Source organism: Lysinibacillus sp. 38-6 (assembly GCF_046245175.1).
In the GTDB taxonomy this organism is placed as follows: Bacteria; Bacillota; Bacilli; order Bacillales_A; family Planococcaceae; genus Lysinibacillus.
In genome coordinates this window covers 1,385,060-1,410,187 of sequence record NZ_CP176417.1, presented here as the reverse complement: position 1 = coordinate 1,410,187, position 25,128 = coordinate 1,385,060, and the positions used below count along the sequence as shown (strand labels likewise).

The following is a 25,128-nucleotide window of genomic DNA, read 5'->3' as shown; positions in this document are numbered from 1 at the left end:
ACTCGATGCCTCTATTGTGTTATTTTTCAATTGTTTCGATAAACGATTCTCTACCAGGATTTACTTTGACCACAGTAACGTTGATGTTACGAATGGAATCTTCGGTTAATTCAATTTTGCCGTTTTTCTCAAGTTTTTTCCAATTTTTAACGTCTTTACGGTATAACTGTTCGGATAAACGGAAAATATCTGTGTTTAACGCCAATCCTTCTTTGTATGTTTCCCTTACTTCTTTTTTGACTTGTTTTTTGACTTCTTGACGAATTTCGGTCGTAGTGATTTTTTCAGTAATCCCAAGGACATTTGCTTCCATTTTGATATCTATATCGAATTGGACATTGTCATTTTTTACGACAGGCTTAATTTCAACTTTTATATGATCTAATGTTACAGTTACAAATGTATTATTTTCGCCCATTTGTCCTGTCACTTCACCACGAATTGTTTTATTCGTCATCCATTTAATACCGTTTGCTTTATCTTGGGTAATGGCCCCTTTAAATCCTTCTTTAGAAAGTAACGCAATCCCCTTTAATTCAATGGATTCAGACTCGCCTTTTGACGAGACCCATCCTTTGTCAATAGATACTAATGGTAAATAGACTTCATGACTTGGTTCATTAAGACCTATCACTAATTCTCGAAGATTGATTGGTCTTACAAAGGATTCTTGTCTAAAAGAGTTTAACGGATCTCCGAGTTTTGATAATGTTAGTGCCTTATTATTGATCGGTGTGACGACAAGTAAATCATTGAGAGGCTCTTTTGTGCCGTATACCCATATTTGGTATCGTGTTTCGCGAAAACGTGTTAAAAAGTCAATGACTTGATTAACCTTATTGCTTTTCATAACTTCCTCTGAAAGGACAATGTACGTAATGTGTCCCCAAAACGCTTTTTGATCAATCGAATGATATAAATCAAAAAGCGATTCTTCTATCGTTTTGCCTTTTGCATGCCCTATTTCGGCTTGTTGCGCATCTGGATTAGTAGGTTGCTCCGATTTAGCTATATTAGTAAAATCAATAATTTGCATGTACGTCTCGTAGTGGTCATCTTTAAAATCAATACCAAGTGCGTGGACATAGTACATTCTTTGTGGTTCAGTAACATCCCAACATCCGGACAGCAAAGTCGTGAATACAAACAATAAAATGACTATTTTCTTATTCATTTTTTTCCTCACTCGTTCGTGTATGATCTTGTGGCGCTAGATAGTTTGGACGTTTGGCATAACCTTTTGGCGATAAACGCAATAATGTTTTTTTTATGGATTGCCAGTCCAAATCACCACCAACTTGCATATAAGAATAACCAAATATGCGAATATTACATAAATAGAGAAGGGTTAAAAATAATGATACAAAAAAGCCGAATAAGCCAAAAAAGCCGCTTAATAAAATAAAGCCAATACGGAAAATACTAACGGTTGTGACGAGCGATTGATTGACGAGTGTAAAGGATGCGATGGTAGAAACCGCAATAATAACGATCATCTCTGGACTCGTTACACCTGCTCGTATAGCAGCATCGCCAATAATTAGCCCACCAACGACACTGATCGTGCCACCGATAACAGATGGTAGCCGTAATCCCGCTTCTCGAAACAGCTCAAACATTAACAACATCAATAGCATCTCAAGTGAAGAGGGGAGAGGAAGACCTGTTCTTCCTTGCACAATCGTTGCTAAAAACAATAAAGGTATTTGATTTTGATGGTACGTTGTTAGTGCAAGCCAAAAAGCAGGTAATAATAAACCGATAAAAATCCCTGATATCCGTAGTAAACGTTCAAGTGAACTAAAAACAATTGGGTATTCATTATCCTCGCCTGATTTTAATAGTAAAAATAAATTAACAGGCGTAATGACAGCATAGGCAACCCCATCGACAAAAATAATAAAACGTCCCCGAATTAATGCTTGAATGGCAAAATCCGGTCGAGCTGTATAATCGGTTTTTGGGAAAAATCGCGTATTTTTGTTGACACGCTCCATTAATAAATCGCCACTAAAGACAATATCTGTATCGACTGCTTGTAATTGCACTTTTATACCATTTAAAATGTCCATGTTGGCTATATCACCAAAATAAAGAATGGCCACAGTTGTCTTGGAACGTTTGCCCAATTCCATTTTTTCCACACATAAAGAATTGGTCGGCAGTCGTTTTCTTAATAGGGCAATATTCACTGCAATATCTTCGATAAAGTTATCGCGTGGTCCTTTAACGAGTACTTCCATCCGTGTCTCTTCAGGAGTACGATTCGGCTTTTGAGCAATATTACTGGCATAGAGTAGTGCTTCTGTTTCAAAAAAAAGCAGTAAATGCCCTGTATAAATAAGGGTAATAGCTTCCGATAAATCGGTTACTTGTTTTAAGCTAGGAATGTGTAATTGTTTTCGAATAGCATCTTGTAATGTTGTATCATCTGAAAAATGATCGAAAAAAGTGTGAACACGGCTGACAATGACATCATTGAGTAGTTGTTGATCAATCATCGCTTCACAAATGACAAATTGCACGCGATGCTGTTGAAATACATACTCTTGAAAATGAACATCGGCTGACTTTTCAAATAATTGCTTTAAAGTAAATAGATTTAAGGGCTTCTCTGTTGAGGGCATCACGTATCACCACTTTCCGGGTCTTGGTCAACGGCTTTTGACTTTTTGTCTTTCTTTCCGGTCATTAAAACGACAAGCATTAAAAAAATGGATAGTAAGAAAAAGAAAATAAAAGTAGCTGTTAATATATAATTTCCTTTGAGTTGTAGAAATATGTGTTCATTTAATAACATTAATGGTAGACAAATAAATAAAAATGGTAATGCAAGCATTTTCCAAATGCGACGATGGTCTCCAGCCATACCCAATAAATCTGACACAACATATAAAATAAATCCGACCCGAATAAATGTGCCAGTTAGCCATTGGTAAATAGAAAGAAAGTCTAGATGTTCTACGTAACGTCCTATTGTTACGAGTCCCCATTCTTCGTAAGCAGGATAGCGTTGTTTAGAAGCCTCTGCTGGACCAAACTCCGTTATGGCTCCAACGAGTGGCCCCATGGTGAGCCCCATTAAAATCAGGAGCATAATGGCAAAATGATGCCAACGTAGTCGATCTTTTATTTGATGTTGGATGAGTAAAAATAGTATTAACTCGGAAAAGCCCGAAGCGGGGTAGACGAGTCCTTTTATAACAGGTTGAAAGCCATGTTCAAAAAAGGGACGTAGTAAATCATAGTCCTTTACTTGTAAATTAGTAATTGCGACAAAAAAACCAAACACAACTACAGCTAATAAAACAAACACATTAACGATGACAATTGTTTGTAAGCTAGTTGTAACGAGTAAAATGCAAAGTGCGATGTAAATGCCAAGTAGAATTAACCTGGGCGTTTTCGGCAAAAACGTTGTATTGATCCACTGTAACGTTTCAATCATTGTAAAAGCTGCAATGATGATAAGTACAATGGCGATTATATAGATAACAATTTTAGCTCCAGCGTTTCCAATTTTTTTGGGTAGCCAATCTTTTAATGCCTCTTGATTTGATTTTCTATGAATATACACTAAAAGAAAGAGCCAAGGAAACATAATAATTGTTGTGAACAGGACGGATAGCCAGCTATCTCTTTCAGCAATTTCCAATAATGGTGGCATAATCGTAACGTGATTTTTTAGGCCAATAACGGTCATTGCAAGGAAGACAACATGTAAAATACTAATTGATCCTACACCTTTCATATGAAAACCCTCTAACATGTTTTGATACATGCTAGCATTGCCAAAATACGGACGTTTTATAAGTTAAAAAAAGGCACTATCCCAATGTCATGAGATAGTGCCAACGATTAATGAATATATTTATTACTTACAAGAATGTTTTGAAGAACTTCTGTCGGTATTTCAAATTCTACTACACCCATATAGCCAGGAGCCACCTCATATTTATCGAAGGAAATCACGAGCTTCCCTTTATCCGAAATGTAAAATTGTTGTTTTGCGTCAATCGCCTTAAAATCTAAATCTTCCATTAAATTCTCATCAGGTAAACCTGCACCTTTGATCCAGTACACTTTATCTTCATTCGATGCAGCAATTTGTTCACGCATTTGTTCTTTAATATTGTCACTGATCGCTTGTATATAGCTATTATCTTTAAAGAGCATTGGCAGCGTAATTAAAATTTCGTTCTGTTTATCAATTGTATCGTAATGCATAACAGTTGATGATGAACCAACTGTATTGACGATATAGCGGCCAATCGATAATAGTTGATCGTTATCAGTTTTAATGACATAGCCACTATCGATGCCATAATGACCACCACCATTGGCTTTTATATCGCCAACTTCTGCAATAAAGTCATCGTAAAGTGCTTTTCCCTCTGAACGGTATTTTTCATTTAATGTATTGGCAAGCTCTGTATTCTCTAAATTTTCAATAGATGGAACTTTAATTTTTGCATCATATGTGTCTTCAGCTACTTCATATTCAGTCCATGTTAACACTTTTATAATATTGCCAACAACAGGGATGTCAGCAAGTGATCGAGCCATGGCAGGACTGACATTTAAACCTGCTGTAAATAGCATGGCTGCTGCCGCAGAACCAAGAAGCCATTGTGGGGCTTTGTTTTTTTTCTTCTTTTTTCCTTGTTTCAGTGCATTTTCTACGACAAAGTCAAGCTCTTTAGGTATGGGTACTTCATCGTAGTGTTTTTTTAACTCTTTCAATTTTTTATCCATGTGTTATGTCTCCCTTCACATCTTGGAGTTGTATTTTTAACAGTTTTAATGCTTTATAAAGGCGTGATTTGGCTGTACTTAACTTAATGCCCAATATGTCGGCAACATCAGCCAGTTTTAAATCCTCGAAATAATGTAAGATCACGACTTCACGGTACATTTGAGGTAACGCTTCTAATGCATGCTCTAAATCAACATCTTCGTAAACATCCTCTTTTGCAGGTGTTAAGTATTGTAAAGTGTCGTTATCTGTTACTTGTAAGCGGTTATGCTTACGCAAAAAATCGATGGCCGTCCTGACAACAATTTTGTAAAACCAGCTTTTCATATAATCTACATGCTCTAAACGTTCAAGTGAAAGCATGGCTTTTTGAATACTGTCCTGTACGACATCGAGTGCATCCTGTTCATTTTTCGTATAGCTATACGCGAGCAAATAAAAACGCTCTTTCTGTTCACGAATTAATTGGATAAACACCTCTTCATGTTGAAATGCATTTCTGGTCATGTCTAAAGAAGCTCCTTTTTAACATTATCAATTTGTATACAACTACTAGACGGATGAAAGGGGAGAAAAAGTTGATGGAAAGAAAAAAACTTACCTCCATACGAGGTAAGAATTAGTTCACGAAAAATAGTCATATGTATTTTTCAGTAGTAATAAGATGGTTACGACGATAAATAGTTTACGGACATAACTGCTCCCGCGTTTAATGGCAAATTTGGAACCGACAATTGCACCGGCAATTTGCGCAAGGCCCATTGCAAAACCGTAAGTATAATGAATCTGTCCTAAGTAAATAAACATGAGCAGCGCTGCAATATTGCTTCCGAAATTTAAAAATTTTGCATTGCCTGCTGATTTTAAAAAGTCAAAGCCAACAAGTAAAAAAGCAAACAGTAAGAATGAGCCAGTACCAGGCCCTAAAAAGCCATCATAGAAGCCAATTAAAGTGATAATAAGGATGAACAAAGCATATCGTTTAGGTGTTAGCTTTTTATAGGTGGAAATACTACCCCAGTCTTTTTTAAATATTGTATAAACGGCTACAACGGCTAACATGATTAACATTAATGGTTTTAAAACATTTGGATCAATTAGATGGACAATCCATGCACCAACCATGGAGCCGAAAAAAACAAAGGGAAATAGCTTATAAACGGATTTTATGTCTAGTTTTCCAGAACGGTAAAAGGTAATTGTACTAGTGAGAGATCCCATTGTACCAGCTAGTTTATTCGTTGCGACTGCTGCAGAGGGGGGTAATCCTACAAATAGGAGAGCCGGCAATGAAATAAGCCCACCGCCACCAACTACTGAGTCGATAAATGCGGCCAAAAAGCCAAAAATAATAAGAATAAGTAAAATATTTAAGTCTAAATCAAAAGGCACGAACGTCATCTCTTTTCTATAATAATAATCTGATATTAGCGGAACATCGAGTGACTGTAAATAGCCTGAATGAATTTTCAGTTAATGCTTTTAGTATGCTTCAATGACTGTGAAAATATAAAAATCTGTAAAATGCAAAAATATTCTACTTTATGTAAATATTTTGATGTATTATGAAGGAAATGATGTTTTTGCGTAAAGGGGACGTGATGACATATGTCTTTAGGAAATCATTTTCGAGTATTTCTATGCGTTGTGTTAATGGGCGTGCTCGTAGGCTATGTATTTAATGCGAAAAAAGATGTTACAGATAATATTTATATTGACACAGTAAAGGAAGGCTATTTAATTGATTTTGCTGATGTAAAGGTCCGCGATGCTTTTAATTATGCTTTTACAGAGCCTTATTGGCGATATTATAAGGCGAAAACAGGTCAACATGTCGTGGAGTTGTCGGGGGATATTGTTTTTTTAGGAGAACAAGGACATGCTATTTTGCAATTTATTGTGACGGAGGATGCCAAAGAATTTCAGCTATTTGCTTCCAAATTTAACGATGTTGTCCTCAATTCGCAACAAAAAGGAACGCTTGTTGGCATGGTTTACGAAACGTGGGAAATGAAACAGCTTGCCTATCAGTAGGTGCTTTTGCTTTGTAAATGGGAAGGACTATATTACAGTAGAAAGGAGAGCATACAGACAGAGAGGGTGTTTTCGTTGAAATTAAGTATTTTAGATCAAATTCCTGTACCGAAAGGCCATACTGCTGAACAGGCCTTTTTACGTACTGAACAATTAGCGCTTTTAGGAGAAGAGCTTGGCTTCAATCGTATGTGGTTGGCGGAGCATCATAATAGCGCATCACTGGCAAGCTCAGCGCCTGAAATAACAGCTGCCTTTTTAGCTGCAAAAACAAAACGTTTGCGGATTGGCACAGGCGGCGTAATGATGATGCATTATTCGCCTTACAAGCTTGCAGAAGTTTTTAAAACATTAAGTGCTCTTGCACCAAATCGTATTGATTTTGGTGTCGGCCGTGCTCCAGGTGGAGACCATGCAGCAATCTATGCACTGGCAGAGGGGCGCAGACAGCATTTTGATGAACAATATGATAAGCTCGACACCGTTTTAAAATTAATGAATAACCAAAAGACGGGCGTATCTGTCTATGATCAGGTAATTGCTTCTCCTTCTACTATTCAGTTGCCGGAGGCGTGGTTGCTCGGCTCTAGTGGTCAAAGCGCCATGCAGGCAGGACAACGAGGTGTTGGTTACTCATATGCGCAGTTCTTTACTGGCAATATGTCCAAAGATATTTTTGATACGTATAAAACGTACTTTACACCTTCTTATTATATGGAAAAACCGCAAATTATCGTTACGTATGCAACAACTGTTGCCGATACGTTAGAGGAAGCGGAATACCTTGCGAAGCCAATCGATATTACGCGCCTTCAGTTAATGAAGGGACAAATTATTCAAGCAATGTCACCAGAAGAGGCAAAGGATTATCCATTAACAGAGATGGATAAAATGATGATTGCCAATAACCGCAAAGCAAATATTGTCGGTACACCGAAGGACGTTGCTGCCTTTTTAGTAGCAGAGCAAGAGCGATATGGTTTTGATGAAGTGATGTTAAACTGCAATCAGTATGCGCAGGACAGTCGCTTGAATTGTTATAAACTACTGGCAAATGAATTGATTGCAAAATAATGTTGATAAATGAGAAAAGGTACGGCTGAGGATAGTGAACGATAAGCAACTCGCTACGTATTTCTTCATAGTATGTTTTTAGTAATTACTTTTTGTAAACTACTTAGAAATGGATGGTAGGCGTTTTTAGTTGATTGGATGCAATCTTGGCAAGCTAACCTTACCTGTTAATTAAACGATGTCTATAACAGAAATGTCCAATGCATATAGTTGCATTGGACATTTTTTGTTGTTAAAGTTTCGCCGAGCCACTTGTAAAAGTTGTGTTTTGATAATACATATTTTTTACTAAAACATTTGGACCTAGGCATTTTACAGCTGGGCAGTGGCAGTTTAGCGATTTTGCTAAATCTGTCGCCATCCATTTATCAAAAATGGCTGGTAATTCATCTTGTACGATATTACCGAGTGCCGATGCATCACCAAAGTCTGTGACGATGACATCACCCGTGAAAATATTGACATTAAGACGAGAGCGACCATCTGGATCATTCCGCAATGTGACATTTTTGGCCTGTCGTAAACGTTGTAATAGTTTTTGATCTTCCTCGTTGTTGCTACAAGGATAGAATGGCAATGTGCCAAATAGCATCCAAGTATTGTCATCACGTACATCTAGTAAATGATGGATGGCAGCACGTGTTTCCTCTAATGACAGAGAAGTAAGTGAGCTTGCAAAGTCAGATGGGTACATCGGATGGACTTCATGGCGCGCACATTTCATCTCGTTAATAATTTGGTTATGGATATGCTCCAAGTATGGTAATGTTTTTTTGTTTAACATTGTTTCCGCTGATACCATGACACCGTGCTCTGCAAGCATTTTGGAGTTATCAATCATGCGTTGGAACAAAGCTGCACGCTGTTCATAAGTTGGTTTTCGCTCCATCATCGCAAAGCCCGTTTCAACGAATTCATCTACCGTACCCCAGTTATGTGAAATATGTAAAACATCTAAATAAGGGGCAATGAGTAAATAACGTTCTGGCTCAATCGTTAAGTTCGAGTTAATTTGTGTACGAACCCCACGTGCATGTGCATATTTTAATAGGGGGAGTACATAATTTTGAACGGATTTCTTAGACATCATCGGCTCGCCACCCGTAATGCTAAGTGTTTTTAAATGTGGAATTTCATCAAGGCGTTTTGTGATTAAGTCCATTGGCAGTGCCTCTGGGTCTTTATTTTGCAATGTATAGCCGACTGCACAGTGCGCACAGCGCATATTACAAAGGTTTGTTGTAGTAAATTCAATATTTGATAGGGTCATGTGCCCATGTTGTTCAACATCTAAATACGCTTCCCAAGGATCAAAGCTCGGCGTAATTTTTTGTAAGGTCGTCATAATTCGTACATCTTCCTTTCTAGCATTCTATTGTCTCATATTCGCTGCTATTTTCAAATATGAAATTTTTGAACGAGCTTTTTTTTTGTTTAAATGCTCATTTTCAAAGCATTGGCAGCTATTTTTGCTCCTGTATATTGACGAAAAAGTCCTTCTAAATATTCCCTCTTCTAAAAATAGAACATTTGTTCTATAATAAGGATAAGAAACATAAATATGTATTAGATAAACGCTACAATAAAACGAACAGATGCCCGAATGCCCATTTAATGTAAAATGGATCTTCGAGCAATTTTAAAGAAAGGAGTAATGAGCATGCAGCAGGCGGGAAGTTTGAAAAAATCGAAGGTGAAGATGCTCGAACTGATGTCGGAGGAGCGCAATGATGATCAACGTACATGCATGTGAGCATAGTTTCCTAGCGAATGAAAATACTAAACAAACATGTATCGATATAGATACAATTTTGTATTTAAAATGGAAGCGGTGAGGGTACGATGATTACCTCTGATGAGCGGTATTTATTGCATCGTTATATTGTGGCTGATTTAATGCATCGCACATTAATGAAGGATTGGCAATATATTGAACCGATGAAAATGGCGGAAGTGTTCTCTTTATGGTTCGAGCAGCAAACGATTACGTTGCGAAGAGAATGTAAATTATTAAAAAGTCAGTTGCAAGCAAAGGGCTTAAAAATATTGCGATTAACGGTACTGGATGAATATTTTTGCATCTACACTATTGCCACACGTGGCGAAGACATGGATTTGCAGTATGCCATTAACGCTTTAAAAAGTGAAGTACAAGACGAAGTTCAAAAAAGGCTATTTGCTTTAAACACGCCGATGCAAAGAAAAGAATGAGTGTTTGCACTGCTATTTTTGCTAAAAAACGTTATGATAGAGAGAGCAAGGCGGTAAGACCGTAACAAAGAAAGTAGGAAATCGTTTTGAGTAAGTATGAAACACTATTATTTGATGTGGATGACACTTTATTAGATTTTGATTTAGCTGAAGAATCAGCATTAAGCCGTTTATTTGAGCAAGAAAATATTGCGACGACACCAACGATGATTGCTCGCTATAAAGAAATTAATGAGTCTATGTGGCGTGCCTTTGAGCGTGGGGAAGTAACGAAAAACACACTACATAATACTCGATTTGCCATCGCTTTAAAGGAATTTGGTATTGATGTAGACGGCGAATATTTTGAAACAGTTTTCCAGAAATATTTACAGGAAGCGCACCATTATGTGGATGGGGCATATGAGCTGATTGCACAACTTGCGGAAAACTATAATTTATACGTTGTTTCAAACGGTGTGACAAAAACACAAAATAAACGATTGCTAGATGCGGATTTAGCAAAATATTTTAAAGCTATTTTTATTTCAGAGCAAACAGGCTATCAGAAACCGATGCCCGCCTTTTTCGATTATGTCTTTGATCGGATTGACGGTTTAGATAAAGATAAAACTCTGATTATTGGGGACTCGCTAACTTCTGATGTAAAAGGTGGTTTGCTAGCAGGAATCGATACTTGCTGGTTTAACATTCGCAATATTAACAATGCGACAGATATTCAACCACATTATGAAATTAAAAAATTACATGAACTACAGTTGTTATTAAATAAATAATCGATGAAGGAACTTCGCCAAACTATTAGAATATATACTAGTAGTAGGTGAAGTTTTTTTACATTGTGGAATTACATGATAAAAATACTATATTTTTACACTAATAAATCGCTTATGATAGGTTTAGCCAATAAAAAAGGGAGGAGCATTATGAAAGGAATAATTCAAACAACGCTCATAGGAGTCCTGCTAGGTGCATGCATCGCTTTGCCACAAGAAGTGTCTGCCTATGAACAACCAACACAGTATGTACATACGAAAACAGAAAATATGACGGTATATTCCGCCTATGGTGCTGCGATATCGGCAACTGAAAAAAATGGCATTTATAGCATTAAAGCGAATATTGTCAATAATCGTCAGCCGCTGGAAGTGGTCATTTTTAAAAATGGTCAATCTGGCGTGCTACAGCAAGTATTGAAAAAAGGTGTGACGGAACCTGTTGCTTATCGTGATGAAGGGGATCGAGTGATTGCCACACTTCATAACAACGCTGAGTTAAAGTTTGTGTATCCAGAACAACTGTATTTCCGAGATATCGCAACGTCATCAGCGAGCAGCTATATTCAAACTTTGGCGGAACGGGGCATTATACGAGGTCGTACACCCGATTATTTCGGAGTACATGATACATTAACACGTGCACAATTAAGTGTGTTACTCGTGCGTGCATTTGGCTTCCAACAGGTTCCAACGAAACAATTTACAGATATAAATGAAAAAACATCGTGGTATGGAGGGCATGTCGGGGCTTTGCATGCATTAAGTATTATTAACGGTAAAACGCCCACTATTTTTGATCCGCACGGTAAAATAACACGGCAGCAGGCGATATTAATGCTCGGGCGCACATTAGATGCCGTCGATTTTGTCCATGAAGAAGCGCCGTCTTTACCATTTGAAGATAGTCGTAGCTTCCAAGGAGAATTATTGCGTCACTCGCAAACACTATATGCAATTGGTGCTTTGGACGAGACTGAGAAGCTACAGCCAAACGAACCAATAACACGAGCTCAATTCGCAAAAATGTTGGCTGTAACATTACAAGTTGCTGGTAGACTTTAATTGTCAGAATTGTTTGGGTGCCTGGCACTCCTAAAAACCTTTTCATCCTTCATTGGAAGAAAAGGTTTTTTTAATAGAAGTACTACTTTACAAAATGATAAGAATCCATTAAAATTCTAGCAATATTGATAATGGTTATCATTACAAATTGCGTATGTGAAATGAAAAGAATGTACGAACTTTGTTTTAGGGTATATAAAGGAAGACACCAGTAAGAAGTTTTTTATGTAGTATTGAAATATCTGTCACTGTTGTTGTTGTCAACGATTTGGAGCACTGCTTGGAAATGTCATGGATCCAAAAAATAGAGGAGGGAGATACGACATGTTAGAAATACAACAACTTTCTATTTGGATACAAACAGCAAATGAAGAAAAGCAAGTTTTATCGGATGCTACTATCACTATTCCTGCAGGTAAAACAGTCGGTATCGTTGGGGAGAGTGGCAGTGGTAAATCGATGTTGTGTCAGGCTATTATGCAGCTCTTTCGCGATTCAAGACGCTATCACGGCGATATTTTATTTGAAGGACGCTCATTATTAACAATGGACGAGCATGAATTGCGTCAACTTCGAGGTCATGACATTGCACTCATTAGGCAAAATCCGATGGCCATGTTTAATCCAGCTGCGACAATAGGCGAACATTTTATCGAAACGTTACAAGCACATGCTTCTATAAAAAAACACCATGCCTTAAAAATAGCAACTGAGCACCTAGCGCGTTTTCAATTGCCAGCTGTAACGATATTAAAAAAATATCCGCATGAATTAAGCATAGCCATGCTTCAACGTATTATGATTGCCCTCACCACCAGCCTTAGCCCAAAGCTATTATTAGCAGATGACCCAACAACAGCACTAGATACGCTGACACAGCTTGAAATTTTAGAGGACTTAGCATTGTACCAACAGCAAACGAACACGAGCATGCTTATTGTTTCACATGATTTAAGTGTGATTGCAAAAATGGCCGACATTATAATTGTCATGCGTCATGGGCAAATTATGGAGTATGGCCCTGCGGAATGTATTTTAATGCAACCTGTCCATTCTTATACAAAGGCACTGTTAGCTGCGAAAGATAAGCAATATTCGCTTGAGCGACTTATCGATGCATGGTCAAAAAAGAGTTCTGGTGATTTATATGAATATAAACAAGGATATTGGGTAAGACAGGAGGAAACCTAATACAAAGCGCTATGCAATGAGTATGGTAACAGAAACGACGGATACCATTGACATCGTACGCTCTATATAACTATTTGAAGAGCGAAAATCCAGGAAATAACAAAATTCAACTTGGCCGTGAACAGCGTCAAAAGGTATAAAAATTACAATATCGGGCAAAACCTTTTATGAGACTAGTTTCACGAAAGGGGAAAATATTAATGAGTACCACATTAAATGTAACAAAACGTCAAAAAGGACAACGCTCATCATTAACAAAACTAAGACAAAGTGGTGCTATTCCTGGTGTCGTTTACGGTTATCAAATGGAACCCACATCGATATCGCTTGATGCCCGAATGTTCGCAAAAGTATTAAGCGAATTTGGTAGCAAAAGTGTCTTTCAACTAGATGTGGAGGGCAAAAAAATAAATGCCGTCTTAAATGAAGTCCAACGCTGTGCATTAAAAGGTCATGTAAAGCATGTTGATTTTAAATCCATCAATATGTCAGAGGAGCTCGAAGTCGAGATTCCAGTGACCGTGATAGGTGATGCAATAGGTGTGAAAGATGGCGGTTTCCTGTTACAGCCAAATCGTGATATTCGCATTAAAGTCCAACCTTCAGATATACCTGAAACAGTAGAAATTGATGTAACGAATGTAGCGATCGGCACTTCACTGTACGTTGGAGATATACGTCAAAACTTCCAATTTGAGATATTACATGAGGATGACTATACATTAGTGACCATCACACCTCCAGCAGCAGAAAATGTGCAAGAGGATGATACGGTTGATAGTACACCTGAAGCTATCGAAACGACAGGTCAAAATACAGCGGAACCACGAGAGTAAAAAATAGTGGAAACAGCTAATAAAAAAAGCTTGTGAAAATGTTTATTTCACAAGCTTTTTGTCCATTTATTTTTAAATGACAGCACTTTTCACGCCAGTCCATTTCATAAATAGTTTTTCATTGTAAGTTAATGCGACTTGTACGATTGGACCAAGACCAAATGCCATAAGGACTGTCCCAATGCCGATAGGGCCGCCGAGTAAGAACCCAATGATTGCTACCGTTACTTCCATTAACGTGCGTGCACGTGTCACACTCCAGCCAAGCTTATGAACCATTAGTAGCATTAATGTGTCGCGTGGGCCAATCCCTAAATTCGCGACCATATACATACCACAGCCCCAACCGAGTAAAAGCAAGCCCGTAAGGTAGGCAAATAACTGCATCCAAAAGCCCTCAATATCAGGGAGCCAAAAGTTGAAAATATCAATAAAAATACCAGCTAAAAACATATCTGCAAATGTGCCTGGTAAAGGAAACTTCTTGGTCACCATCATATCAAAAGCTAAAATCGCTAGACCGATAAGTATCGACCAAGTACCAATAGTAAGACCGAACGTTTTGGCTAATCCTATATGTAAGACATCCCATGAACCGACGCCAAAAAATTGTCCTTTAATTGTTAACGTAATGCCTAAAGATAAAATCAAGATGCCAGCAATAAAGAAGAGACACCGTGTAAAAAAAGCTTGCTTCATATTTAAAAACCTCATTCTGAAAATTCATGTTGCCCAACAAAACATTATAGCAAGAGTTTTAGAAAAACCCCGAAAATAGTCATTTCATATTTTTCAAAAAAAAGCGGTTTAGCTTTAGGTAGGAGGGGTAAAATAACAATGACGAAGAAAGGATGAGATGAAATGACTTCAGTACGCGATGAAATTTTAGAAGTATTAAATCGAGAAAAAATTGGAACAATGGCAACAGTGGAAAATGGTAAGCCGTATTCACGCTATATGACATTCCAACATGAAGACTTCGTGTTATATACAGTGACAAATAAACACTCAGAGAAAATGGATGAACTACGGAAAAATCCGTATACACATATTTTATTGGGTTATGATAATGGCGGTTTTGGCGATACGTTTGTAGAAATTGAAGGCAAGCTCACGGAAATCCAGGAGGAAGGGTTAAAAAATAAATTGGCAGAATTTTTCACTGGTATTTTCATTGGTAACAAAGATGAAATGGTGACACTTAAAATTGAACCGATCCGCATGCGCTTAATGAACAAAAAAGGAGAGCCACCGAAAGAATTAGAGTTTACAAACGACCATCAATAGATAGGTTAGTGGCCTTTAAATCAACATGTATGACATGCTGATTGATGTGAGGCCATCCCCTACAATCGGTGACTGCGCTATAAGTTTGGCTACATTGAAAACGACCATGAATAGATGGCCGTTTTCTTTTGTTTTGGAAAATGGAATCGAAAAATGAAAGTAAACCATCTCCAAGACTTGAATCTCATTCGTCATTCATGCATGATAGGTTTTAAAAGAAAAAGGGAGTGCATCAATTGGTGGAAAAATTACAGCAGCTCACACAAAACATCATGGCATCACAGGGGAAAGTAGAAGCAGATTTCATTTTACGTAATGCGCAAGTCGCAGACGTCTTTACATTGACGTGGAAAAAAGCCGATATTGTCGTAAAAAATGGCCACATAGTAGCCCTTGATAGACAAAACGTTTTTTTTGCAAAACATGAAGAAGATGCGGCTGGGCAATATGTTATCCCTGGCTTAATTGATGGTCATATACATATTGAATCGTCAATGCTTACACCTGCCGAATTTAGTCGTGTCCTTGTTCCTCACGGCGTAACGACCGTCATTACGGATCCACATGAAATTGCCAATGTTGCAGGCGCAGAAGGCATTCAGTTTATGCTAGACGATGCAAAAAAAGCGGAAATGGATATTTTCGTAATGCTACCTTCGAGTGTGCCAGGCACGCCATTTGAGCATGCTGGCGCGACACTTACGGCAGCAGACTTAGCGCCTTTTATGCACAATGACTATGTCCGTGGTATAGCAGAGGTGATGGATTTTCCTGCTGTGCTAAATGGTGAAGCGAGTATGCTTGAAAAAATCATGTTAGCTCAACAAGGGAATTTTGTAGTAGATGGCCATTGCGCAGGCTTATCTAGCGCCCAAATTACAGGTTACCGTGCAGCGGGCATTCAGACCGACCATGAATGTGTGACAGCAGAAGAAGCGTTAGACCGCATTGAGCAAGGCATGTATGTTTTAATTCGTGAAGGCTCAGCGGCTAAAAATTTGCGTGATTTATTGCCAGCTGTCAATACAATGAATGCACGTCGCTTTGGCTTTTGTACAGATGACAAGTATGTAGATGAGTTACTAGAAGAAGGTAGCATCAACTTTGATGTGAAAATGGCGATTGCACAAGGAATGGAGCCATTACAAGCTATTCAATTAGCTACACTCAACGTGGCAGAATGCTATCGTTTGTACGATCGTGGCGTTTTAGCGCCAGGCTATAAAGCCGATTTTGTATTAGTAGAAGATGTCAAAGAAATGCGTGCGAAAGCTGTTTGGAAAAATGGCGTGAAAGTTGCTGACAACGGCAAAATGCTGACAGGTCGTACAAAACTTGAAGTGCCTGCTCATATTCAGCAGTCGGTTCACTTGCCATCTGTGACGACTGACAGACTAGCCATTCCATTTACAAAAGGATCCAAAGCCAATGTTATGGAAATCGTTCCTAATCAGCTAATTACGAACCATTTAGTAATGGATGTACCGGTCAAAGATGGTGTCTTTGTACCATCTGTAGCGCAAGATTTACTAAAGCTTGCCGTAATTGAGCGCCATCATCATTTGCATACAACAGGGCTTGGTATTGTCAAAGGTTTTGGCTTGCAAAAAGGGGCCGTTGCAACGACAGTAGCCCACGACTCTCATAATGCGTTAGTCGTAGGAACGAATGATGAAGATATGGTGCTAGCACTGAATCGCCTGCAAGCCATACAAGGGGGATTTGTGATTGTAGCAGACGGCAAAATTTTAGCGGAAATGCCGCTAACAATAGGCGGTTTAATGACAGATGCAACTGCTCATGAGGCTCAAATGCAGTTAGCCCGTTTACACAAGGCACTAAATGAACTCAACCCCCATTTAGATTTCCATTTTCTTTTAACATTTTCGTTTGTAGCATTGCCAGTTATCCCAGCATTAAAGTTAACAGATACAGGTTTATTTGATGTTACAACGTTCCAACATATTTCGATTGAAGTATAATGATGAAAAACGTCCTGAAAGCTAAATGCATTCAGGGCGTTTTTTTATTTAGTTGGAAAATAGATAGAAAATGACGAGTTAGATAAAACGGTGATGAATTCTTATATAAGTCGATTTTTTCTGTGTTTTGTCTGTATTTCCTTTTTAGTTGTTCATAACACTCAAGCGAACTAACGGCTTTGCAATCAAAATGTTTGAAATCGAAGCGTTTTCATATTAGAATAACGTTTATAGATTATCGATAATCTATAATAAATAACATTTTTACTAGCCATCCTATACACAGAACTATTAAAATAAAGAGATATAAATTTATTGGAGTGGTTTGATGGGTTTTAATGAAAGTTCAATTTCGAAAAAGACAATTGCAGAACAAATAGCTGAGCAATTATTATTTCGCATATTTTCAGGTCATTATGAACAAGGTCAGCGTTTGATTGAGTCGGAAATTGCTAAAGAGTTACAAGTAAGTCATGCACCTGTAAGAGAGGCACTTTATCTTTTACAAAAAGATGGGGTAGTGGAAAAAATACAACATAAAGGTGTAAGTGTAAAAATAATTTCGGATCAGGAATTGAAGGATTATTTAGAGACCCTTTATTACTTGTTAGATCTGGCACTAAAAAATTGTGAAACAAAATGGACTGCCGCATTTCAACATGAACTTTTACTTCGGTTTGAGACGATGGAACAAAGAAAGTCCGCGAAAAATATTTACGAATATGTTGTAGCGTTTGCCCATTTGTTAGAATTGTTTTTTGAAATCACTGGAAATATTGCGATGCTACGTTTCTTTAAAGAAACGATATTTGTTACAAATGTTGCTGCACAAACAAAATGGAAAATGAATCTCGTTGAATCCTATCATATGTCCATTCATACGTTTATCAAGTGTATAGAAAAATCGGATTTTGAAAATGCCCGAAATGCTATTAAAGATGTTATTTTATGGCATCATTTTAATTAAATTTTAAAGGGGATTATTGTATGAAAGCAGCAGTTTGGCATGGTGTAAAAGATATTAGAGTGGAAGAAGTTGACTTACGAGCTTTAAGAGATGATGAAGTGAAAGTAAAAGTAGCATGGGCAGGTATTTGTGGAAGTGATTTACATGAATATCAAGAAGGTCCAGTATTCATCCCAGTGGATGCAAAAGCAGATTTAACGAATGAAGTTGCACCAATAACAATGGGTCACGAATTTGCTGGTGTCATCGAAGAAGTTGGTTCTCAAGTTAAAAACTTTAAAGTAGGAGACCGTGTAGTCATCAATCCTACTTTAACATATAGAACAAAACATGAAGATATCGATCGCTATGATGGTTTTAATTTCATCGGATTACATGGAAACGGTGGGTTTGCTAAATATGCGAACGTACCTGAATCCAATATCCATCGTCTAGCTGACAATTTAACTTTACAAGATGGGGCATTAGTAGAACCGATGGCAGTAGCTGTACAAGCTGTAAAAGATGCTGGTGTCACTTTAGGGGATGCCGTTGCAGTGTTCGGTGCTGGGCCTATTGGTTTATTAACAGTGATTGCTGCGAAAGCGTCTGGGGCGAGCAAAGTTATCGTCTTAGATCTATCTGATAACCGATTGGAAAAAGCGAAAGAATTAGGTGCAACACATATCATTAACTCGGGCAAAGAGGACCCAGTACAAGCGGTTCGTGCTATTGTAGCCGATGGCGTAGATGTGTCCTTTGAAGTTGCTGGCGTTGCGCCAACATTTAAACAAGCTATTGATGTAACAAAAGCGCGTGGCAATATGATGATTGTCTCTATTTTTGCAAGACCAATCGAGTGGAATCCAATCCATCTTACAAACACGGGTGTCAATCTGTTATCTTCCATTGTTTACACACCAACCATGTTCCAAAGAACAATTGATGCAATGGCAGCTGGTCAACTAAATCCACAAGGCATTATTACAAGTCAAATCAAATTAGATGAGATCGTGGACAAAGGATTTGAAGCGTTAACAAACGACAAAACACAATCCAAAATATTAGTCGAGTTAAGCGGCGAAAAATAAATCAACACGAAAATTAACATACTCCTTTTCTTACAATCCATTAAGAGAGAACTAATCATAGTTCTCTCTTTCTTTTTATTTACGGCAAAAGTAAACACCTATGCAAGGAAAATGAAGTTTTTCGCTTTTATCGTGGGGACTTACTGGCGTTATTGTTTTTTTAATGTACCTGAAAAATTTGTGCCTTCCTCATGCTCGGAGCGGCAATCGACTTCCATGATTTTGAGGGCATTTTTTAATAGCTCGAATTCCAGCACGCAACGGTTCCCATTGACCGATTTATTCATGACAGCTTTCGTGCTAGCAGTAATCGTCGCCGTTCCCTCTACGCTCCCTGACTGAAGTCCATCATTGGTAGTTAAGGAAATATCGAAAGTTTTACTTGTTGCATTGGAAATAATGGCGTCGCGGCGATTAAAGTCATTCGCTCCTTTGCCCCATTTGTAATAATACGTATAGGTTCCTTCCCAAATACTGTTCGCTAGTACCCCTTGCTGCATCGATTTATCGAGCTGATGCTGCGCATTAGTCGCTCTTACATTTAAAGAAGCATTGCTCTGGTTTTCATAAATGGATTGTGCATCATCAGATAGCGTGTAAAAATTTCTCGAGTCCATGCGATGCAGCAATGTCACAACTTGCGCGCGTGTCATATTGTTGGAAACGCCGAAAAATTTTTGCAAGTCCCGATTTTCATAGTACTCATTTTGACCAGTGGAAATGTAAGAATCGAGTAAAAATTGAATGGATTCATTGAGACCGCGCTTGCCCTGGGCAAGGTGAGTAATCGCCTGTGCAACGACACCGCGCTTTATTGCAGCTGCTCGGATATGGTTATGTAAGTATCCATTAAGCGGAACACCATAACTTGCGAGACGATTATAATAGGCATCTGACCAGTTGGCGACAGGCGTTTGCTTTTTCAACTCATCATCAGGTGCCTCCAATTCATAATAATTAGCAAGTAACTTGGCAAATTGTTGCTCGGTAATAATTGCATTCGGCTTAAAGGTGCCGTCTGCATAGCCATCGATAATCTCATATTCCTGTGCCCACAAAACGGCCTCATAAGCATAATGATCTTCTGGTACATCTTTAAAACCAGCTGCCTCCACTTTCATGTTTCCAGCTACGACAAGTAATGAAAGCAATAACAGACAAAATAATTGTTTCATTAACCTACTTCCTTTCTAGCTAATTTACTATTTAGTTTGCAGGATATAGATGGAAACTGCAAATAATTCCTTTGTGTTTTAGAAAAATGTGGGATTTATCATTACGTCGTTTTACGAGAGGGAAGCCGTAACCAACGTAATAAGCACCTCTAATTTTTGTAGAACGCAGACAAATATCGGAGGTGCATTTTGTATAGGCAAAATGAAAAATTTGCAAGAAAAAATTTTTTTAAAAGAAATTTTTATAAAACAGTTGAAATTTCTTTGTGTTAAGCATATATTTTTCCTAAGGGAAACAAAATATCGTAAAAGAAAGAAGAGTGACTGTATGAAAGAGTTGGATGATTTAAAACTAACGATTCTTCCGCTAGGGATACTAGTGTTTCTGACGATGTTGTGGAAAATGACCCAATCTGTTGGCGTAGCCATTTCAATCATTATTTTTTGGGTGGGCTGGAAACAGCTGATGAAAAAATGCATGATGAATAATTGACGATGAGCCAACAACAATAGTAAAACGAAACAAATTCTTTAGGGAACTATGAGAAATGTTTCCGCAAGTTGCAGCGAAGCATTTCTCGTAAATTATAAAAAGAGTAAGGAGGAAACCGTTTAATCAAAACACGCAACATTATAAAACAATTAACGTATAACGTTTACTTCAACGTCCATTAACACTTACCCGCCTATCACTTCATCATGAAAGTTAAAAAGGAAGAATTACACCTTCTTCAGTGCTTGAAAGGATGAAAAATGATAGATAACTTTTGCAAGTCAATGGGCAACAAAAGCTGTAACAATTCAAAAGCAAATACCAATAAAAGCATGAATTTGATGAAAACAGTTAAGTGTGAACCCTTCTTCCGTAATGTAGGATGGCAAAGCTTTGTTGAAAGGTGAAGAGGCAAGTGGGCTATCCAAGTACGTTTCAAGTAGTCGTCAAACGATGATTCGACTAATTTGTTTGCATTATTGTATCCGATTATAGCTTGAAGCTATTCGACATAATTGACAGTAGCTATACGCAAAATCGGGCGCGGTAAAGCAAGGAGTAGACGAAATTTGATGATGTTTTATAAGGTTTTGACAACGGGTATCGGAATGAAACGTTTTTTAGGTGTAGTGATGTTAATGATGTTCCTTGTCGGTTGTAGTGCAGAGAAAGATGCGACAGGCAAAAAGGAAGGAGTCGTTGTGGCAACGACAGGGCATATTGCTGATGTAATTAAAGAAATTGGCGGCGACCATTTAACTGTTTCCGCTTTGATGGGGCCAGGTGTAGATCCACATTTATACAAGGCAACACAAAGCGATTTATCGAAGTTAGAAAATGCTGAAGTCATTTTTTATAACGGTTTACAATTAGAAGGGCAAATGCTCGATATTTTTGAGCAAATGTCAAAAGATAAAACCGTGCTAGCTGTAGGCGATAAATTAGATAAAACAATGCTACTCGATAGTGAAGATGAAGGGCTGTTACATGATCCGCATATTTGGTTTAACATTGACCTGTGGAAACAAGTTGTTGATGCGGTAGCGAAAACACTTGTGGAAGAATATCCAGCGTTTAAGGATGATTTTAAAGCCAATGAAACAGCCTACTTAAAAAAATTAGACGAATTACAATCGTATGCAAATAAACGGATTAGTGAAATCCCAGATAAACAACGCATTTTAGTAACAGCACATGATGCCTTCAATTATTTTGGTGAGAGCCAAGGTTTTGAAGTACGCGGTTTACAAGGACTCAGTACAGAAGCCGAGTACGGTGTGAAAGACGTACAGGAAATGGTTGACTTTTTAGTAGATAACAAAATCAAAGCAATTTTTGTAGAGTCAAGCGTATCGGATAAAGCGATGAAAGCTGTGATCGAAGGGGCAAAACAAAAAGGGCATGATGTTGCCATTGGAGGGGAATTATTCTCAGATGCCATGGGTGCTGAAGGAACAGAAGAAGGCACATACGTTGGGATGTATCAACATAACATCGACACTATTGTCGATGCATTGAAGTAGGTGGACAAATGAATGCTTTAACAGTTGAAAATTTATCGGTTGCTTATGATAAAAAAACCGTATTGGAAAATGCCAACGTGACAGTGCCGACAGGCCGACTAACGGCAATTATAGGGCCAAATGGGGCAGGTAAATCGACGTTTTTAAAAGCGATATTAAATCAATTACCAAATAAGGTTGGTAAAGTAGAAATACTGGGCAAGTTATTTGACCCAAAAAGTTTAGTTGTCGGCTATGTACCTCAACGAAATGCAGTCGATTGGGATTTCCCAACGAATGCGCTCGATATTGTGTTAATGGGACGCTATGGACATACTGGGTTATTTAAACGCCCTTCTAAACAAGACAAACTTCTAGCAAAGCAAGCATTGGAAAGTGTTGGTATGCAAGAATTTGCGGAGCGTTCGATTGGCCAATTATCTGGAGGTCAACAACAGCGTGTGTTTTTAGCAAGAGCGTTAACGCAAAATGCCAATATCTATTTTTTAGATGAACCGTTTGCCGGGGTAGATGCGGCAACAGAAAAAACTATCATTGATATTTTAAAAAGCTTAAGGGCACAGGGAAAAAGTATTTTTGTCGTACACCATGATTTACAAACAGTAAAAGAATACTTTGATTATACGATTTTGTTGAATAAAACGATTTTAGCATCAGGCAATACAGAAGATGTCTTTACACCAGAACAACTACAAAAAACTTACGGTGGTAAGCTCTTTATGATGCAAGAGACGATAGGGGCGGAAGTCGTATGTTAAGTGGTAACTTGCTTTGGGTATTAATGGGTACGATGCTGCTTGGGATTGCAGCGGGTATAACCGGTACGTTTTCCTTTCTTCAAAAACAAAGTTTAGTAGGTGATGCTGCAGCACATGCAGCATTGCCTGGTATTGCCTTAGCATTTTTATTAACTGGACAAAAAGATTTACCGATCTTAATGCTTGGAGCAGGTATTACTTCAGCTTTGTCTGTCTATTGTATCCAATGGATTGTGTCATTTTCTAAAATGAAAGCAGATGCAGCAATTGGTTTAGTGCTAACTGTATTTTTTGGAGTAGGCGTTGTATTTTTGACCGTTGTCAATCATAGTCCGTTAGGAAATCAAAGTGGCCTAAATAATTTTATTTTTGGTAAAGCGGCTACAATGACTAAAGCGGACTTAACATGGTTATTTATTAGTGCAACCATTATCATCTTAGTAAGTTTGTTGTTTTATAAAGAATGGAAGCTTCTAATCTTTGATCCTGTATATGCGAAAGGAATTGGGTTGCCGATTGAAGCATTAAAAGCGACGTTAACCGTCTTAATTGTTATGACGATTGTAACAGGCATCCAATCAGTTGGCGTTATTTTAATGTCAGCACTGTTAATTATTCCGGCTGTCAGTGCTAGATTATGGACAAAAAAACTAAGTTCGATGCTTGTCCTTAGTGCCGCGATTGGTGGCTTATCAGGCATTGTTGGAACCTTTGTTAGTGCTACACGATCCGGTTTATCGACAGGGCCATTAATTGTTTTAGTAGCGGCTGCCATTTTCTTTATATCCTACTTAATTAGTCCAACGGGGCAAATTAATAAGTTTCTTAGAAAAAAACAGTTCCGAAAGCAAGGTGAGCTTGGATGATTGAATTATGGGTCATTATTACGGGTCTATTGGTAGGTATCACGTGTGGCATGGCTGGTGTTTTTTTAATATTACGTAAGATGTCAATGATTGCAGATGCCATAAGCCATACAGTACTATTCGGAATTGTCATGGCCTTTATCATCACGCAAACATTAAATGGCTTTTGGATGTTAGTAGGTGCCGCGGTTGCAGGGATTTTAACCGCTTATTTAGTCCAATTACTCCATACTTCGGGTATACAGCAAGATGCTGCAATTGGTGTTGTTTTTACGACTTTATTTGCTGCTGGTGTACTACTAATCACATTATTTGCTAGCAATGTGCACTTAGATGTGGAACATATTTTAATGGGCGAAATTGCATTTGTTCCGTGGGATAAATGGACGTTCTTGTCGATTACAATGCCGAAAGCCGTTTGGATACTAGCGCTCGTATTATTGATCAATATCGCGTTCCTCTTATTATTCTTTAAGGAAATGAAACTCGCAACATTTGATGCCGTTTATGCAGCGTCAATTGGTGTGCCGATACTATTTTTGCATTATGCTTTTATGACTTCCATTTCCTTCACGACTGTTGCAGCATTTGATAGTGTTGGGGCAATTTTAGTCGTCGCAATGTTAATTGGACCTGCTGCAACGGCTAATTTAATTAGTAAATCAATTAAACAAATGTTCCTATTGAGTATGTTATATGGAGGGGCATCGGCGATTATCGGCTATTATTTGGCGAAACTTTGGGACACTTCGATTGCAGGCATGATGGCCACTGCGGTCGGCATTCTATTTATCGTTACGTTATTCGCTCAAAAGCTCGTCCAGCATAAACGAAAATCGCTCGTCGGGAAATTAGAAGGTTTATAAACATAATACCTATGTTGGGATAGGTTTGAAAAAGAGGCATTAAGAGATGAGGATCATAAAAAATCCTCATCTCTTTATTTTTGTGTTGTCGTGATTTTCGTAAAATAGTTGAATGAAGATAAACGAATTGTATCGTAATGGCACAATTCATCCTTTTGCATGATTTTCACTTTCTATAAAAATAGTATACTTTTGACA

Annotated in this window: 25 protein-coding genes; 16 read left to right on the top strand and 9 right to left on the bottom strand. The window is 38.0% G+C overall.

Annotated elements, in window-relative coordinates; genetic code table 11:
• Positions 1–19: 19 nt before the first annotated feature.
• The 6 genes from ACKVEV_RS07345 to ACKVEV_RS07320 all read right to left on the bottom strand — a co-directional run bounded on the left by ACKVEV_RS07345 (position 20) and on the right by ACKVEV_RS07320 (position 6,148).
• Positions 20–1,174, bottom strand: a complete 1,155-nt coding sequence (locus tag ACKVEV_RS07345) for a Ger(x)C family spore germination protein (RefSeq protein ID WP_409369749.1) — start codon at positions 1,172–1,174, stop codon at positions 20–22.
• Positions 1,167–2,627 (bottom strand): spore germination protein, encoded by a 1,461-nt coding sequence (locus tag ACKVEV_RS07340; RefSeq protein WP_409370521.1) that lies wholly within the window; start codon positions 2,625–2,627, stop codon positions 1,167–1,169. Before ACKVEV_RS07340 ends, ACKVEV_RS07345 begins: the two co-directional genes overlap by 8 nt.
• A complete protein-coding gene (locus ACKVEV_RS07335; protein WP_409369748.1) occupies positions 2,627–3,751 on the bottom strand; it encodes an endospore germination permease in 1,125 nt (374 codons plus the stop codon). The genes ACKVEV_RS07340 and ACKVEV_RS07335 overlap by 1 nt, the downstream gene beginning before the upstream one ends.
• Positions 3,752–3,858: 107 nt before the next feature.
• Positions 3,859–4,755 (bottom strand): DUF3298 domain-containing protein, encoded by an 897-nt coding sequence (locus ACKVEV_RS07330; protein ID WP_409369747.1) that lies wholly within the window; start codon positions 4,753–4,755, stop codon positions 3,859–3,861.
• On the bottom strand, positions 4,748–5,263 hold the full coding sequence (locus ACKVEV_RS07325) for an RNA polymerase sigma factor (RefSeq protein WP_409369746.1): 516 nt from the start codon (positions 5,261–5,263) through the stop codon (positions 4,748–4,750). Before ACKVEV_RS07325 ends, ACKVEV_RS07330 begins: the two co-directional genes overlap by 8 nt.
• Before the next feature lie 117 nt (positions 5,264–5,380).
• Positions 5,381–6,148: a TSUP family transporter gene (locus tag ACKVEV_RS07320; protein WP_409369745.1), complete on the bottom strand. Its 768-nt coding sequence runs from the start codon at positions 6,146–6,148 to the stop codon at positions 5,381–5,383.
• A gap of 216 nt (positions 6,149–6,364) precedes the next feature.
• Between ACKVEV_RS07320 and ACKVEV_RS07315 the strand changes: the two genes are divergently transcribed.
• Both ACKVEV_RS07315 and ACKVEV_RS07310 read left to right on the top strand, forming a co-directional pair.
• The gene (locus ACKVEV_RS07315) at positions 6,365–6,790 is read left to right on the top strand and encodes a hypothetical protein (RefSeq protein WP_409369744.1); all 426 of its coding nucleotides are present in this window, start codon (positions 6,365–6,367) and stop codon (positions 6,788–6,790) included.
• Between the two features lie 75 nt (positions 6,791–6,865).
• The gene (locus ACKVEV_RS07310; RefSeq protein WP_409369743.1) at positions 6,866–7,864 is read left to right on the top strand and encodes an LLM class flavin-dependent oxidoreductase; all 999 of its coding nucleotides are present in this window, start codon (positions 6,866–6,868) and stop codon (positions 7,862–7,864) included.
• Between the two features lie 232 nt (positions 7,865–8,096).
• Here the strand turns inward: ACKVEV_RS07310 and yfkAB are convergent, their stop codons facing one another.
• On the bottom strand, positions 8,097–9,209 hold the full coding sequence (gene yfkAB, locus ACKVEV_RS07305; protein ID WP_409369742.1) for a radical SAM/CxCxxxxC motif protein YfkAB: 1,113 nt from the start codon (positions 9,207–9,209) through the stop codon (positions 8,097–8,099).
• Positions 9,210–9,706: 497 nt separating this feature from the next.
• Here yfkAB and ACKVEV_RS07300 point away from each other — a divergent pair, with 497 nt between their 5' ends.
• From ACKVEV_RS07300 to ACKVEV_RS07280, 5 genes are all read left to right on the top strand, one after another.
• Positions 9,707–10,075 (top strand): hypothetical protein, encoded by a 369-nt coding sequence (locus ACKVEV_RS07300; protein ID WP_409369741.1) that lies wholly within the window; start codon positions 9,707–9,709, stop codon positions 10,073–10,075.
• A gap of 86 nt (positions 10,076–10,161) precedes the next feature.
• Entirely contained in the window at positions 10,162–10,851 is a 690-nt protein-coding gene (locus ACKVEV_RS07295) for a YjjG family noncanonical pyrimidine nucleotidase (protein ID WP_409369740.1), read from the top strand.
• A 150-nt stretch (positions 10,852–11,001) separates the two neighbouring features.
• A complete protein-coding gene (locus ACKVEV_RS07290; protein ID WP_409369739.1) occupies positions 11,002–11,916 on the top strand; it encodes an S-layer homology domain-containing protein in 915 nt (304 codons plus the stop codon).
• A 324-nt stretch (positions 11,917–12,240) separates the two neighbouring features.
• On the top strand, positions 12,241–13,107 hold the full coding sequence (locus ACKVEV_RS07285; protein WP_409369738.1) for an ABC transporter ATP-binding protein: 867 nt from the start codon (positions 12,241–12,243) through the stop codon (positions 13,105–13,107).
• Positions 13,108–13,307: 200 nt separating this feature from the next.
• On the top strand, positions 13,308–13,943 hold the full coding sequence (locus tag ACKVEV_RS07280; RefSeq protein WP_409369737.1) for a 50S ribosomal protein L25/general stress protein Ctc: 636 nt from the start codon (positions 13,308–13,310) through the stop codon (positions 13,941–13,943).
• 72 nt (positions 13,944–14,015) lie between these two features.
• Here ACKVEV_RS07280 and ACKVEV_RS07275 read toward each other — a convergent pair whose 3' ends face one another.
• Positions 14,016–14,642: a YczE/YyaS/YitT family protein gene (locus ACKVEV_RS07275; RefSeq protein ID WP_409369736.1), complete on the bottom strand. Its 627-nt coding sequence runs from the start codon at positions 14,640–14,642 to the stop codon at positions 14,016–14,018.
• Positions 14,643–14,804: 162 nt separating this feature from the next.
• Between ACKVEV_RS07275 and ACKVEV_RS07270 the strand changes: the two genes are divergently transcribed.
• From ACKVEV_RS07270 to ACKVEV_RS07255, 4 genes are all read left to right on the top strand, one after another.
• Positions 14,805–15,230, top strand: a complete 426-nt coding sequence (locus ACKVEV_RS07270; protein WP_409369735.1) for a pyridoxamine 5'-phosphate oxidase family protein — start codon at positions 14,805–14,807, stop codon at positions 15,228–15,230.
• Positions 15,231–15,502: 272 nt separating this feature from the next.
• Complete coding sequence (ade, locus tag ACKVEV_RS07265) at positions 15,503–17,212, top strand: adenine deaminase (protein WP_409370520.1); 1,710 nt, start codon at positions 15,503–15,505, stop codon at positions 17,210–17,212.
• A gap of 328 nt (positions 17,213–17,540) precedes the next feature.
• Positions 17,541–18,179, top strand: coding sequence for a GntR family transcriptional regulator (locus ACKVEV_RS07260; RefSeq protein ID WP_409369734.1), 639 nt, complete (start codon positions 17,541–17,543; stop codon positions 18,177–18,179).
• Positions 18,180–18,199: 20 nt separating this feature from the next.
• Complete coding sequence (locus ACKVEV_RS07255) at positions 18,200–19,249, top strand: 2,3-butanediol dehydrogenase (RefSeq protein ID WP_409369733.1); 1,050 nt, start codon at positions 18,200–18,202, stop codon at positions 19,247–19,249.
• 149 nt (positions 19,250–19,398) lie between these two features.
• Here the strand turns inward: ACKVEV_RS07255 and ACKVEV_RS07250 are convergent, their stop codons facing one another.
• The gene (locus ACKVEV_RS07250) at positions 19,399–20,424 is read right to left on the bottom strand and encodes an S-layer homology domain-containing protein (protein WP_409369732.1); all 1,026 of its coding nucleotides are present in this window, start codon (positions 20,422–20,424) and stop codon (positions 19,399–19,401) included.
• A gap of 328 nt (positions 20,425–20,752) precedes the next feature.
• Here ACKVEV_RS07250 and ACKVEV_RS07245 point away from each other — a divergent pair, with 328 nt between their 5' ends.
• From ACKVEV_RS07245 to ACKVEV_RS07225, 5 genes are all read left to right on the top strand, one after another.
• Positions 20,753–20,917 carry a hypothetical protein gene (locus ACKVEV_RS07245; protein WP_409369731.1) on the top strand — a complete coding sequence of 55 codons (165 nt, stop codon included), beginning with the start codon at positions 20,753–20,755 and terminating at the stop codon, positions 20,915–20,917.
• Positions 20,918–21,525: 608 nt separating this feature from the next.
• Complete coding sequence (locus tag ACKVEV_RS07240; protein WP_409370519.1) at positions 21,526–22,440, top strand: metal ABC transporter solute-binding protein, Zn/Mn family; 915 nt, start codon at positions 21,526–21,528, stop codon at positions 22,438–22,440.
• Positions 22,441–22,448: 8 nt separating this feature from the next.
• Positions 22,449–23,198, top strand: a complete 750-nt coding sequence (locus ACKVEV_RS07235; RefSeq protein ID WP_409369730.1) for a metal ABC transporter ATP-binding protein — start codon at positions 22,449–22,451, stop codon at positions 23,196–23,198.
• On the top strand, positions 23,192–24,064 hold the full coding sequence (locus tag ACKVEV_RS07230) for a metal ABC transporter permease (RefSeq protein ID WP_409369729.1): 873 nt from the start codon (positions 23,192–23,194) through the stop codon (positions 24,062–24,064). Before ACKVEV_RS07235 ends, ACKVEV_RS07230 begins: the two co-directional genes overlap by 7 nt.
• Positions 24,061–24,930 (top strand): metal ABC transporter permease, encoded by an 870-nt coding sequence (locus ACKVEV_RS07225; protein WP_409369728.1) that lies wholly within the window; start codon positions 24,061–24,063, stop codon positions 24,928–24,930. The genes ACKVEV_RS07230 and ACKVEV_RS07225 overlap by 4 nt, the downstream gene beginning before the upstream one ends.
• Positions 24,931–25,128: the final 198 nt, after the last annotated feature.

Coding starts and splice junctions, on each gene's coding strand:
- ACKVEV_RS07345 (WP_409369749.1), bottom strand. CDS start 1,174: ATGAATAAGAAAATAGTCATTTTATTGTTTGTATTCACGACTTTGCTG.
- ACKVEV_RS07340 (WP_409370521.1), bottom strand. CDS start 2,627: ATGCCCTCAACAGAGAAGCCCTTAAATCTATTTACTTTAAAGCAATTA.
- ACKVEV_RS07335 (WP_409369748.1), bottom strand. CDS start 3,751: ATGAAAGGTGTAGGATCAATTAGTATTTTACATGTTGTCTTCCTTGCA.
- ACKVEV_RS07330 (WP_409369747.1), bottom strand. CDS start 4,755: ATGGATAAAAAATTGAAAGAGTTAAAAAAACACTACGATGAAGTACCC.
- ACKVEV_RS07325 (WP_409369746.1), bottom strand. CDS start 5,263: ATGACCAGAAATGCATTTCAACATGAAGAGGTGTTTATCCAATTAATT.
- ACKVEV_RS07315 (WP_409369744.1), top strand. CDS start 6,365: ATGTCTTTAGGAAATCATTTTCGAGTATTTCTATGCGTTGTGTTAATG.
- yfkAB (WP_409369742.1), bottom strand. CDS start 9,209: ATGACGACCTTACAAAAAATTACGCCGAGCTTTGATCCTTGGGAAGCG.
- ACKVEV_RS07300 (WP_409369741.1), top strand. CDS start 9,707: ATGATTACCTCTGATGAGCGGTATTTATTGCATCGTTATATTGTGGCT.
- ACKVEV_RS07290 (WP_409369739.1), top strand. CDS start 11,002: ATGAAAGGAATAATTCAAACAACGCTCATAGGAGTCCTGCTAGGTGCA.
- ACKVEV_RS07285 (WP_409369738.1), top strand. CDS start 12,241: ATGTTAGAAATACAACAACTTTCTATTTGGATACAAACAGCAAATGAA.
- ACKVEV_RS07280 (WP_409369737.1), top strand. CDS start 13,308: ATGAGTACCACATTAAATGTAACAAAACGTCAAAAAGGACAACGCTCA.
- ACKVEV_RS07275 (WP_409369736.1), bottom strand. CDS start 14,642: ATGAAGCAAGCTTTTTTTACACGGTGTCTCTTCTTTATTGCTGGCATC.
- ACKVEV_RS07270 (WP_409369735.1), top strand. CDS start 14,805: ATGACTTCAGTACGCGATGAAATTTTAGAAGTATTAAATCGAGAAAAA.
- ade (WP_409370520.1), top strand. CDS start 15,503: ATGGCATCACAGGGGAAAGTAGAAGCAGATTTCATTTTACGTAATGCG.
- ACKVEV_RS07260 (WP_409369734.1), top strand. CDS start 17,541: ATGGGTTTTAATGAAAGTTCAATTTCGAAAAAGACAATTGCAGAACAA.
- ACKVEV_RS07255 (WP_409369733.1), top strand. CDS start 18,200: ATGAAAGCAGCAGTTTGGCATGGTGTAAAAGATATTAGAGTGGAAGAA.
- ACKVEV_RS07250 (WP_409369732.1), bottom strand. CDS start 20,424: ATGAAACAATTATTTTGTCTGTTATTGCTTTCATTACTTGTCGTAGCT.
- ACKVEV_RS07245 (WP_409369731.1), top strand. CDS start 20,753: ATGAAAGAGTTGGATGATTTAAAACTAACGATTCTTCCGCTAGGGATA.
- ACKVEV_RS07240 (WP_409370519.1), top strand. CDS start 21,526: ATGAAACGTTTTTTAGGTGTAGTGATGTTAATGATGTTCCTTGTCGGT.
- ACKVEV_RS07235 (WP_409369730.1), top strand. CDS start 22,449: ATGAATGCTTTAACAGTTGAAAATTTATCGGTTGCTTATGATAAAAAA.
- ACKVEV_RS07230 (WP_409369729.1), top strand. CDS start 23,192: ATGTTAAGTGGTAACTTGCTTTGGGTATTAATGGGTACGATGCTGCTT.
- ACKVEV_RS07225 (WP_409369728.1), top strand. CDS start 24,061: ATGATTGAATTATGGGTCATTATTACGGGTCTATTGGTAGGTATCACG.